The sequence below is a fragment of the Calditrichota bacterium genome (assembly GCA_014359355.1).
Classification (GTDB): Bacteria; Zhuqueibacterota; Zhuqueibacteria; order JANLFK01; family Oleimicrobiaceae; genus Oleimicrobium.
This window is the reverse complement of the sequence record JACIZP010000159.1, coordinates 1-12,197: the sequence shown is the minus strand read 5'-3', so window position 1 is coordinate 12,197 and position 12,197 is coordinate 1. Positions and strand designations below refer to the sequence as shown.

The window sequence follows — 12,197 nt, the reverse complement described above, 5'->3', positions numbered from 1 at the left end:
TTGACGTGGACAAATCGCAGAACGTGCCCATGCAATTCCACCTGGGCAGCGAATACCTGTTCCGCGGAACGGCCATGCTGCGCGCAGGGTTAAACAATGGCGCGCCATCGTTCGGCGCCGGACTGGCCTACAGTTCGTTCCAGATCGATTATTCGTACGGCTGGCTTGCTGACCGTGACTTGGATCCGACCCATCGCGTGTCGGTGACCTTCTCTTTTGGGCCGACGAAACAGGAGATGGTGCGGCGCGCAGAGCTCCGCCGCGCGCAGGAAATCGAAGAGGAAATGCGTGCCCGCCGCGAGTGGGAGCGGCGGCAGACGATTCTCACTGGCCTACGGGACGGCCAGGCGGCCTTGGAGCGGGGCGACTACTACGTGGCGTTTCGCGAATTCACCAGGGTGCTTTCTATCCCGGACAGTGTGGGCCTTGATCCCGACCTGATCGAGGCCCGGCAGGAGGCGCGTGACAAACTGCGCCTGACGGACGAGCGGCTGCAGGAGCAGTTCGCGCAGGAGGCCGCACGTCGCGCCCAGGAGCGCGAAATCCAGCGGCGCCAGGCGTTCGTGGAAGAGCACTTCAAGAAGGCCCAGGCCTTCCTGGCGCAGAACAACTTTGTGGCCGCCATTCGCGAGTTCGACCGCATCCTGGAAGAGTTTCCCGGACACGCCCAGGCCACCGAGTTCCGCGAAAAGGCAGTGCAGGAACAGCGCGCTGCCGCACAGGCGATTATCCAGGATGCCGAGCGAGAGGCGCGCAAGCCAGGTGGTGCCAACGAAGCTATCCGGATCTACCGCGAGGCAGCCCGCGTGGCGGACGGTCAACCCGACTTGGTGAGCCTGGTAGAAGGGCGCATCGCGCGCCTGACGGAGCAGCTCAACTTCGACAACCTCTACCGGCAGGGTCTCGAAGAGAGGCGCAACGGCAACTATGCTGCAGCCGCCGAGGCCTTCAAGCGGGCTTTGCAGTTCCAGCCGCAGAACCCCGTGGTCCGGCAGCACTACGAAGAGGCGATGCAGCGCGCGTTGGCCAAGGATGTGGAGCCCGAAGGGCGAGCCCGCGAACTGTACCGAGAAGGATACCGGCTCTACCAGCAGAACAAGTTCGAGGAAGCTCTCGAGAAATTTGAAGAGGCCAATCGCGTGCAACCGTACGTGCGCCGGATCTTGCAGGGGATCGACGCCGCTAAGGAGCAGATTGCCAAAGCCCAAGGGCGGCAGCGCCAGGAGAAGTAGCACAACGTGATCCGCACGCCCATAAAAGAGCAGCTGGTAGTCCCAGCCCACATCGACTATCTTGCCGACATCCGCGACTTTGTCGCCAAGATTGGGCAGAAGTACGGCTTTTCCAAGCAGGTCATCAACGCCTTCAAGCTGTCCATCGACGAGGCGACGACCAACATCATCAAGCATGCGTACCGCGATTGGGAAGGGTCCATCACGGTGCGCGCCATTGTCAAGCGCAACAGCCTCACCTTCGTCCTCATTGACCAGGGCAAGTACTTCGACCCGCGGCGGGTAAAGCCGCCCGACCTCAAGCGCTATGTCAGCATCGGCAAAAAGGGCGGACTCGGCATCTTCATCATGCGCCGCCTGTTGGACGATATTGACTATCGGAAGACCGAGGAGGGTAATGAGCTCCGCCTGACCAAGCGGCGCGAGCCGGCGCGGGCGCGGCGCTTCCATGTGCCTTCGCTTTCGCTCAGCCTCAAGGCCCGCTATTCGGCCATTGCCTGCGCTGCGGTCACGGCCATCGTGACGGCAGGCTACCTGTACTTCTACAGCCAGGAAGATGACAACGCACTGCGCGAGGTGCTCGGGCGTGGGGTCCCCATTGCGCAAACCCTGACCAGCAGCATCGCCGCGGACATCAAGGGCAACACCATTGATTTCACCGCGGAAGTCAGTGCTGGCGAGAAGATCCAGAGCACGATGAGTCGGTTCCCGGAGTTGGTGGTGGACTGCTTCATGGTGGACTCCACGGGTACAGTGCGCGCCGCCTCGGTCTCCTCGCCGCTCCTTTACGCTCGTTTTGTCTACCCCCCTAAGGTTCGGCGCATCGACGAGCATACGGCGATCTTTACCTGGGAGGGGAAGGAGGTCATCGAGCTTTCGTACCCTCTCTATGCGCAGGAGACCGGGGCCTCTGTGGGCAGCACCCACCTGTGGCTGCGCAAAGCGGTGGCCGATGCCATAGCAGCCAGCCGCCGCAAGGAGAGCTTGCGCCTTGCCCTGGTGGTACTGGCCATTGGTGTGGCCGGCACTTTCCTACTCGTTTACGTGGTGCTCAACCCCTTCCGCAAGTTGGCGCAATGGGTCCGTACCCTCGGGCACGAGGAGGTCGAGGACGAGCTTGATATCGACTCCTCCACCGAATTGGGTGAGATCGCCCAGGCGTTTAGCGACATCACCACCAAGCTCCGCGAGTCGCAGAAGAACTTGGCCGAGCAGGAACGGCTTCGCAAAGAGATGCAGGTGGCGCAGGAGATCCAGCGCACCTTGCTCCCCACCGAGCTGCCCAAGGTTGAAGGCTACTCTATCGCGACCTTCTATGAGGCGGCAAAGGAGGTCGGTGGCGACTACTTCGATTTTGTGGAGGTGGACCGCGACACTTTAGGGATCGCCGTGGCCGACGTCTCGGGCAAAGGCGTACCAGGGTCGTTGGTGATGACCATGATTCGCACTGCGCTGCGCACCGAGGCGCGGGGCATCTATTCGGCAGCAGAGGTCCTGGCTCGCGTCAACGACTTTGTCATCAACGACATGAAGAAGGGGATGTTTGTCACCGTTTTCTACGCAATTCTTGACTCCAAGCGGCGACGCATCAACTATGCCAGCGCCGGACACAACCCCATGATCCTGTATCGCGGTGCCACGCGCAAGACCTACTACTTGAACCCGCAGGGCTTTCCCATCGGCATTGCCCTGCCGGAAAAGGACTTGTTCCGGAGGACCATCCAGTCCGACACCATCCGGCTTGCGCCGGACGACATTCTCATTCTGTACACCGATGGCATCACCGAGGCGATGAATCCCCAGCGGGAGATGTTCGGCGACGAGCGCCTTCTGCAAGTGATCCGGGACTACAGCCACCTGCCTGTGGATGCGTTCGTGGAACAGCTGAAGAACGAGCTCCATTCCTTCACCGAGGGCAATCCCCAGAGCGACGACATCACGCTGGTGGCGATCAAAGAGCAGGCCAGCGCGGAGGTCATCGAGTTAGAGCGCGCCAAGCGTGCCTACGCAATGATGCAGGCGGGCAAGAACATGCGCGAGGCGTGTGCGGAGGCGGGCATCTCGTTGTATGCTATGAGCAAGTACCGGCGCTTGTTCGAAGAGCGCGGCGTTGAGGCAGTGGAGGTGGATACTAGCGTTCCACCGGTGGAGGCAAAGCACCTCAGCATAGAAGAAAAGACGAAGATCTACGACATCATCCGCGAGCACCCCGAGTATGGGGCGAAACGCATTGCCGAAGAGCTGGCCACAGAGAAGTACGGTTTTGAGACGATTTCCGAGGCCGCCATCTATGAGGAGTTGGTGCGTAGTCGGCTGAACACCCGCCAGCTGCGCGAGGCGTTCGTGGCCAAACGTGGCACCAGACGGCGTATGAAGCCGCCGGGCACGCCGCTCCTCACTTTGGACGGTCGCGTCATCATCGAGAAGCCGCAGCCCCTTGAGGCGCCTTTGTTACCGGTCACTCCACCTGCACGTCGGGAGGAGCGACGCGAGGAGGGCGAGCAGCCCAGGCGTGAGCGGCGCGCCGAGCGGGAGAAAACCACAGAGCCAGCACGGGCCACGCTGCCGCCGGAGCCCGAAGTCCCCGCGGTTGCGTTCCCGGATATCGAGCTGGAACAGCTTCTCACCGAGCCGCTGGAAGAACTGCTCAGCAAGCCGGTGCCTCCGGTGACCGAGCGGGCGCCAGAGGTTGAACCTCCTGCCGCAGAGCCGGAGCCAGAATTGGCTGAGGCTGAGCCACCTCCAGCGCCGGCGCAAAGCGAGGCCGTTGACGAGCTCATTGGCGGGGACGAGTGGTTGGAGTTGTTCCAAGAGGCCGAGCCTGCGGCAGAGGTGTCCGAGGAGGTGGGCTCGGAGTTCGAGCCGGAGACGCCGCCCCAGGCGCGGGAGGCCCACGAGGAGGTTGAGGCGGGCTTCGCCTTCGAAGAGCTGGAGCGCTTCTGGGAGGAGTCCTCGCCCCCACCTGCTGCTCCTGAGGAAGAGCTTCTCCCTGAGCACGCCCCGGATGCGGAAGAACGCGCCTTCGCCGAGTTTCTGCAATCACTGGAGGAATCGGTACCGGAAGAGGGTGGGAATGGGCGTCAAGAAAGTGTAGCCTCCTTCCACGTGGACCGGGTAGAAGAACAGCCACGCCCGCAGCCTGCGCAAGTGCCCAAGAGCCAAGCAGAGCGACTGCTGCCGGAGAAAGTGTTGCTCAAGGGCCTGCGTCTCTACCACGCGGAACGCTATGACGAGGCTATCCAGGAGTTCCGGCGGGTGGTGGAGGCGTACCCGGATTTCAAGGAAGCGCACAGCATCCTGGGCAACGCCTATTTCCGCAACAAGATGTACTTGGAGGCTGCGGAGGAGTACCGCAAGGTCAAGGAGATTGACGCCTCGGACCCGGATGCGTATGAGAACATGGGCGTCATCTACGCCAACCGGGGCGAGTTTGAGAAGGCCATCGCCGAGTGGCAGACCGTCTTGCGTCTCGACCCCAGCCGCAAGGACATCGAGAAGAACATCGAGAGAGCGCGGCAACTTCTGGCCAAGCGCAGCCATCATGGCAGGTAGAGGCAACTTTCAGGTTGACTTTTACGGCCGTTTCTGATATATTACATCCGGCTTGACACCTTGGCTGAAGGGCAGTGCAAACGCCCTGCCCATCGCCGAACGGTGTCCTGGTCACTGCACATCAGGAGATGCTCGCCTATGGAAGGTATTCAGCTATCTGTTGAAAAGCCGAGCAGCAGGGATGACATCGCCATCATCAAGGTGGGCGGCTACATCGACACCACGACCTCGGCTGAGCTGGAACACTCGCTGTCCTCGCTACTCAAGGCCGGTACCTACAACGTCATCATCGACCTTGCCAATGTGGACTACATCAGTAGCGCGGGCTGGGGCATCTTCATTAGCGAGATCAAAGGCATTCGCGAGAAAGGGGGCGACCTCAAACTGGTGGGAATGATCCCCGACGTGTATGAGGTCTTTGAGCTATTGGAATTTCACTACATCCTCAAAGCCTTCGACACGGTAGAAGAAGCGATCAGGGACTTTGATGCCGAGGCTCGGGCTAAGGGCCGTGTAGTGGTGCCGGCAGGTGAGGAGCAGGCCGCTAGCGGCTGGGAGTCGGCCGGAGCCGCGATGGCGACAGCGTCTGCCGAGCGCGAGCAGGAGGAAGAGGCTATCGTGGAGAAGATTAAGCGGGTGGTGGCCGAGTTTCCTGAGGCGGGCACCGCCAAGATACTCAAGGAGCTCAACACCCCTCGCTTCGGCAACGTCAAGCTTGGCTGGTTCCAGATCCGCAAGTACCTCAAGCAACTGGACCTCGACTCGAAGAAGAAGCGGCAAGACTTTGCCCGACAGTCGTCTTGAACTGGTCCCACACTCCGGCAAGCGGTGAGAGGCAGATTCAGGTCTGCCTCTTTCTGTATGTGGCCATCTGAGGAGGATGGCGAAGCTGAGCGATTCAGACGGTGAACAGACAGAGCAAGGCATTTTCCTTGGTCTTAGCTGGCGCGGTGGCTGCCCTCACCGCGGTGGGCGCGTATGTGCGCCTGCCCATGTGGCCGGTGCCTATCACGCTGCAGACGCTGTTCGTGTTTCTGGGTGGAAGCCTGCTTCCGGCCGGCTATGCGTTGGCTGCACAGCTGGTCTACCTGGCTTGCGGGCTGATAGGTCTGCCGGTGTTCGCTGCGGGCGCAGGGCTGGGTGTAGCGCTGCAACCAACGTTTGGCTATCTTTTGGCGTTTCCTCTGGCGAGTGCGCTGGTGTCGATGGTGGTGCGGCAGAGGGGCGAGGGGCTCGGCCAGCTGCCGTCGTGGCGGCGCCTGCTGTTAGCAAACAGCGGCGCCGCGATGCTGGTGCTGGCCTTGGGCGTGAGCTACCTCTACGTCAATCTCAATGTGGTAGTGGGAAAAAGGATGAGCATGGCCACAGCCCTGTGGTCGGGCGCGGTGGTCTTCTTGCCGGGGGAGGCGCTGAAGGTAGCCGTGGTGAGTCTGGCGGTGCGTAAGGTGTGGCGAACCATTCACGGATAGAGAGGGAGAACTATGGCACTGGTGGTCGGAATAGACGGTGGCGGCACACGAACCCGGGCCTTGTTGGCGAAGGAAGACGGCTCCATTCTGGCGCAGGCGGAGGGTGGTGTGTCCAACGTGCAGGTTGTTGGACCTGACAAGTTGCCGGGCGTGATTGGCGAGGTGTTGCAGACACTTCGAGAGAGGAGCCGGCTGGGAAGCTTCGTGCCGGATCACATGTACTTGGGCCTGGCGGGGGCAGGCAGGCCCGGCGATCGCGAGGCAGCGCAGCAGGCGCTCACTAAGGCGCGACTGGCACGGGCAATCACAGTGGACACCGACGCCAGCATAGCCCTGGCCGGAGCTTTTCCCGAAGGCCCTGGCATCATCATTATTGCCGGCACGGGAAGCATCTGCTTCGGTAAGTCGGCGGACGGCCAGCTGGTGCGCTGTGGAGGGTGGGGCTATCTCCTGGGCGACGAAGGGAGCGGCTACTTCCTGGGTAGGGAGGCACTCCTTGCCGCCCTCAAGGACCTGGACGGCAGGGGGCTGGCGACGTCGCTGCGGCCACGCTTGGAACGCGCCTGTGCTGTGGAGCGCATCGATCAGGTGATCTCGCGCGTCTACGGCGGAGACCTCGACCGGGCGGCGATTGCCTCCTTTGCCCCGCTGGTCTTCGAGGAGGCGACTGCCGGCGACCAGGTGGCGCGGGATATTGTCGCCCTCACTGGTCGCGAGCTGGGCAAGATGGCCGCCACCGTGGCCCGCAAGCTGGGCCTGGAAGGTGGAGAAGTCAGGGTTGCACTGGTGGGCAGTGTGTTCAAGCAGAGGCCGGTCCTGGAGCCGTTCATGCGCGAGGAGTTGAGCAAAGTCTCCCCGACGGTGAGCATCGAATGGCCCCGGTTTGAGCCGGTTGCTGGCGCGGTCATCTTGGCATTGCACAAGGCCGGCGTCCCTGTTACCGACCAGGTCTTAGCCAAGCTGCACGGGAGCTTGCAGGCGTAGGGGCATGAGGCTGTCCGAGCTTGCGCAGAAGCCCCAGAAGGTGGTGCTGGGGCTGATGTCCGGCACCTCGGCGGACGCGGTGGATGTGGCTGTCTGCCGCATTACTGGGGCCGGCCAGCGGATGTCGCTCGAGCTGCTGCACTTCCATTCCGCGCCCTGGCCAGCGCAGGTGCGGCGGGAGATCCTCGCCTGCTCTTCCGTGCGGACAGGCCGGGTGGATCGCATTTGTCTGCTGAATTTCCTTCTGGGCGAGCTGTTCGCGGAGGCGGCGCTTGCCTCGGTGGCCGAGGCCGGACTGACTCCTTCCGAGGTCGACCTCATCGGCAGCCACGGCCAGACCATTCATCACCTGCCTGTCCCTCAGGAGCTCTGCGGACGGCACGTCACCGGCACGCTCCAGATCGCCGAGCCGGCGGTGATCGCCAAGCGGACTGGCATCGTCACGGTGGCCGACTTTCGCCCTGCCGACATGGCCGTGGGCGGCCAGGGGGCTCCGCTGGTTCCTTATGTGGACTATCTCCTCTTCCGCTCGGTCACGGAGAATAGGGGTCTGCTGAACATCGGCGGCATCGCCAACGTCACCCTTCTCCCTGCCGACTGCTCCCCCGAGCAGGTGCTGGCCTTCGACACGGGCCCAGGCAACATGCTCATTGACGGACTCATGAGACGATTCTTCCGGCGAACCATGGACAGAGACGGGGCCGTGGCGGCCAGAGGGAGGTGCGACGAAGCGCTCCTCGGAGAGGTGATGCAGCGTCCGTTCTTCGCGAAGGTGCCACCCAAGTCAACGGGCCGAGAGGAGTTCGGGGAAGAGTTCCTCCGCTGGTTCGTGAGGCGAGGAAAGGCGGGTGGCCTGTCGCCCACCGATCTAGTGGCAACGGCCACGGCCCTCACGGCCGCCAGCATCCACGACGCAGTTGTTCGCTTTGGCGGCGCTGCGCTGCCGCTGCACCGCCTGATTGTCAGTGGTGGCGGCGCAAGCAATCCCACATTGCTCGCCATGCTGGCCAGCCGGTTGGGCTCAAGCACGAGGATCGAGCGCAGCGACGCACACGGTATTCCCGCGCAGGCCAAGGAGGCCATCTCTTTTGCCGTCCTCGCCAACGAGACTATTGCTGGTTTGCCAGGTAACCTTCCGGGCGCGACCGGAGCCAGCCGAAGGGCGGTATTGGGCAAAATTTGCCTCCCGTAGCGCCCGGGCCCTCGAGGTCGTACACACTGCGCAAGCGAGCCTTCAAAAATCGCGCCAACTTTCCTGTTGATTTTGTCAGCCCGAAGGAGTATCTTAGCACCATATGCGGGGCATGGAGAAAGTGGTGGTTGCCGGGGTGATGGGCTGCTTTCTGGCCTTGCTGCCCCCGACGCTGAGGGCGCAGAGCGCGCCGGGGGACCAGGAGAGGGAGCTCAAGCGTGTGCGCGCGGAGATCGAGCGCTACCGTGCCCAGTTAGCGCAACGCGAGAAGCGCGAGTCTGCGCTCCTGGACATGCTGGCGAGCTTGGACCGCGAGATCGCCCTCACGCGTTCCCTGTTGCAGTCGCTGGAGCGACAGGAGCGACGCAACCGCGAGGCGATCGAGCGGCTTCGGGCACAATCCGCAGAGGCACAGCAGGAAGAGGCGCGCATAAAGGAGCGCCTGCGCAGTCGCATCGTGCACTACTACAAATATGAGCGGAGCAAGGACCTGGAGCTTCTGCTACGTGCTCGTTCCCTGACGCAAGCGCGCGCCTGGGTGCGCTTGCAAAGGCGCATTGCCCAGGCCGACCAGCTGCGCCTGCGCAACCTGGCAGGCAAGCAACAGGAGATTGCCGCCCAACAGGCAGCACTGCGCCGCCAACTTGATGAGCAGACGCGCCTGCTCGCCGAGAAGCGACGTGAGCAAGAGAACCTGCGCACCAGTCGCAGCACGCGCGCCAAGCTCCTCGCCGAGGTGCGGCGCGACAAGAGCCAATTGCAGCGCCGGCTGCAGGAATACCAGCAGGCCGCACAGCGCATCGAAAAGCTCATTGCTTCGGCGGAGAGGCAGCGGTTGGACACTGCTCCGTCCAGCAGCGTCACCACTTTTGCAGGTCTGGCCGCCCAGAAGGGACGCCTGCCGTGGCCTACTGCAGGAAAGATCGTGGGCAAGTACGGCCGCAATAAGCACCCGCAGCTGGGCACCATTACTGAGAACATCGGCGTGGATATCGGGAGCCGCGAGGGGGCGCCGGTGCGGTGCGTGGCGGCGGGCAAAGTGGCGGTGATTACCTGGCAGCGCGGCGGCGGCAACATCGTAATTGTCGATCATGGCGCAGGCTATTACACTGTCTACGCCCGGTTGGGAGAGATCAACGTGGCTCAGCAGGAGGAAGTCGCCGCTGGGCAGGCCATCGGCACCGTGGGAGAGGAGGGGGTCCTGGGTGGTGCAGTGCTCCACTTCGAAGTGTGGAAGGGTACCAACCACCTCAATCCCTTGGAGTGGCTGAGCGCACGTCCGTGAGCGGAGTGCCGCAACCGGCAGCGAGAAGCTATGGCATTTGCACAGGTCATCGGCCAAGAGGGCGCAAAGAGAGTTCTGCGGCGGGCGTTGGAGCACGGCCGTTTGGCTCACGCCTATCTCTTTTTTGGCCCAGAAGGCGTGGGAAAAGAGGCCACCGCCCTGGCCCTGGCGCAGGCGATCCTCTGCGAGAAGCAGGGCTCGTATGGTTGCGGGGAGTGCGCCAGTTGCCGCAAGGTCACCACTCTGACGCATCCAGACGTGCGTTTCGTCTTTCCGGCGCCGCGTGAGCTAGATGCCGACCGCGAACGGGAAATACTGGACAGTGTCGTCCAGGAACCGTACGCACGGCTCAGACCATGGGCCAACCCGGTCATTTCCATTGAGCGGATTCGTGCCATTCGCCACGATAGCTCGCTCAAGTCGTTCGAGGGCCGCGGGCGCGTGGTGATCCTCGCCGAGGCGGACGCCATGACCGCTGAGGCTGCCAATGCGCTTCTCAAGCTCCTTGAGGAGCCGCCGCCGGCCACCACGCTCATCCTGACCACCACGATGGTGCAGGGACTGTTGCCTACCATCGTGTCGCGCTGTCAGCAGGTGCGCTTTGCTCTGCTCAGTGCCCAGGAAATCGAAGCGGCGTTGATCCAGCGGCGGCAGGTACCTGCGGAACAGGCGCGGCTTATCGCCGGCATGGCCAATGGCAGCTACCGGAGGGCGATAGAGTGGCTGGAGCAAGACGTCAATCAGCGGCGCGACGAAGCCATCGAGCTGCTGCGCACGGCAATCCGCGCAGACCACGATCACGTGCTGCAAGCCGAACAGCTGCGCGCGTTGGGCGACAGAGCGATGGTCAAGGAGTACCTGCGCCTGCTCCTCAGCATCTTCCACGACGCGTTGGTCCTCACGGCGGCAGGCCCCGAGTCGGACAACAGGCGCATGCTCATCAACTTTGACCGCTGTGACTGGTTGCAGAAGTTTGTGGGCGCATTTGAGCAGATCGACTTTGAGCAGGCCATCGGTGCCGTGGAAGAATCCATCGCCCGCATCGACCGCAACTTGGAGCTGAGCCTCGTGCTGATTGTCCTGTTTCAACGCCTGAGGGCTGCCCTCAGGAGGAAGAGCAATGTCTGATTACATAGAGATAGTTTTCAAAGGAGAGCGGAAGGAGATCTTTGCCAATCCCCAGCAGTTTCCCTTCAAACCGGGCGACTATGCCATTGTCGAGGCAGAGCGGGGTGAAGACCTGGGGATCGTGAACCAGGTGGGGCCGCTCATTACGCGGAAGGCCGCCGGCATGAAGGTGCGCAACATCCTGCGCAAGCCGAGCCCTGCCGACATGGAACGCTATCGAGCCAACCGTGAGAAGGAGGCCGAAGCCTTTCAGGTTTGCAAGGAGAAGATCGCCAAGCACGGCCTGACGATGAAGCTGGTTGATGTGGAGTTCCAGTTTGACTGCAACAAGATCACCTTCTACTTCACTGCGGAAAAGCGCGTGGACTTTCGCGAGCTGGTCAAGGACTTGGCTGCGGAGTACCGTGTGCGCATCGAGCTCAGGCAGATCGGCGTGCGCGACGAGGCGCGGCGTATCGGCGGCTTTGGTGCCTGTGGGCGGCAGCTCTGCTGCAACACGTTTCTGCGCGAGTTCGAGCCGGTGACCACCCAGTGTGCCAAGGAACAGAACCTGCCGCTGAACCCACAGAAGCTCTCGGGCCTATGCGGACGGCTGCTCTGTTGCCTGGTCTATGAGCGGCAGTTCTACAAGGCGGCGCTGGCTTCCTTTCCAGAAGTGGGCTCCCGGATCAAGACGGCCAAAGGGACCGGTGTCCTGGAGAAGGTGGATATCTTCCGGGAGCAGGTGCATGTTCGTTATGAGGATCAGAGTGTGGAAGTCCTTTCCCGCGCGCAGCTGGAGCAGTGCGAGGTGCTGCCCAAGGGCGAGAGGGTGGGGAAAAAGAAAAAGTGAGACGATGTAATGCCCAAGACTGACTCGGACGACAGAAATTCTTTCTCGCGCCTCCTGGTGACCGCTGCGCTCCCATATGCCAACGGCCCTATCCATTTGGGACACCTGGCAGGCGCTTACCTCCCCGCGGACGTCTACGTGCGTTACCAGCGGCTCAAGCGTCGCGATGTGCTGTTCATTTGCGGCACTGATGAGCACGGCGTGCCGATTACCATCGCCGCCGAGGCCAAAGGCGTCTCTCCGCAGGAGGTGGTGGACTACTGGCACCGCGACCACAAGGAGAGCTTTGCCCGCTTCGGCATCAGTTTCGATTGCTTCTCGCGTACGTCGCTGCCAGTCCACCATAGGACGGCACAGGACTTTTTCCTGCGGCTGCATAAGGCCGGCTATCTCGTCGAGAAGGTAGTCGAACAGTACTTCTGTCCCACGTGCGACCGTTTTCTCGCAGATCGCTATGTGGAGGGCAAGTGCCCCAAGTGCGGGGCAGAGGGTGCGCGCGGCGATCAGTGCGAGCGCTGTGGCA

The 12,197-nt window shown here is 62.4% G+C and carries 10 protein-coding genes; all 10 read left to right on the top strand.

Annotated features, from left to right (window positions below; translation table 11 throughout):
* Positions 1-1,232: hypothetical protein (locus tag H5U38_06555; protein MBC7186679.1), on the top strand; the 1,232-nt coding region annotated here is incomplete at its 5' end.
* A 6-nt stretch (positions 1,233-1,238) separates the two neighbouring features.
* Positions 1,239-4,784, top strand: coding sequence for a SpoIIE family protein phosphatase (locus tag H5U38_06550; GenBank protein MBC7186678.1), 3,546 nt, complete (start codon positions 1,239-1,241; stop codon positions 4,782-4,784).
* 138 nt (positions 4,785-4,922) lie between these two features.
* Positions 4,923-5,588, top strand: coding sequence for an STAS domain-containing protein (locus H5U38_06545; GenBank protein MBC7186677.1), 666 nt, complete (start codon positions 4,923-4,925; stop codon positions 5,586-5,588).
* Between the two features lie 101 nt (positions 5,589-5,689).
* Positions 5,690-6,253 (top strand): biotin transporter BioY, encoded by a 564-nt coding sequence (locus H5U38_06540; GenBank protein MBC7186676.1) that lies wholly within the window; start codon positions 5,690-5,692, stop codon positions 6,251-6,253.
* A 12-nt stretch (positions 6,254-6,265) separates the two neighbouring features.
* Entirely contained in the window at positions 6,266-7,237 is a 972-nt protein-coding gene (locus H5U38_06535) for a hypothetical protein (GenBank protein MBC7186675.1), read from the top strand.
* 4 nt (positions 7,238-7,241) lie between these two features.
* On the top strand, positions 7,242-8,429 hold the full coding sequence (locus tag H5U38_06530; protein ID MBC7186674.1) for an anhydro-N-acetylmuramic acid kinase: 1,188 nt from the start codon (positions 7,242-7,244) through the stop codon (positions 8,427-8,429).
* A 103-nt stretch (positions 8,430-8,532) separates the two neighbouring features.
* On the top strand, positions 8,533-9,714 hold the full coding sequence (locus tag H5U38_06525) for a peptidoglycan DD-metalloendopeptidase family protein (GenBank protein MBC7186673.1): 1,182 nt from the start codon (positions 8,533-8,535) through the stop codon (positions 9,712-9,714).
* Between the two features lie 30 nt (positions 9,715-9,744).
* A complete protein-coding gene (gene holB, locus H5U38_06520) occupies positions 9,745-10,842 on the top strand; it encodes a DNA polymerase III subunit delta' (protein MBC7186672.1) in 1,098 nt (365 codons plus the stop codon).
* A complete protein-coding gene (locus H5U38_06515; protein MBC7186671.1) occupies positions 10,835-11,674 on the top strand; it encodes a hypothetical protein in 840 nt (279 codons plus the stop codon). The genes holB and H5U38_06515 overlap by 8 nt, the downstream gene beginning before the upstream one ends.
* Before the next feature lie 9 nt (positions 11,675-11,683).
* The coding region (locus H5U38_06510) for a class I tRNA ligase family protein (GenBank protein ID MBC7186670.1) at positions 11,684-12,197 on the top strand (514 nt) is incomplete at its 3' end.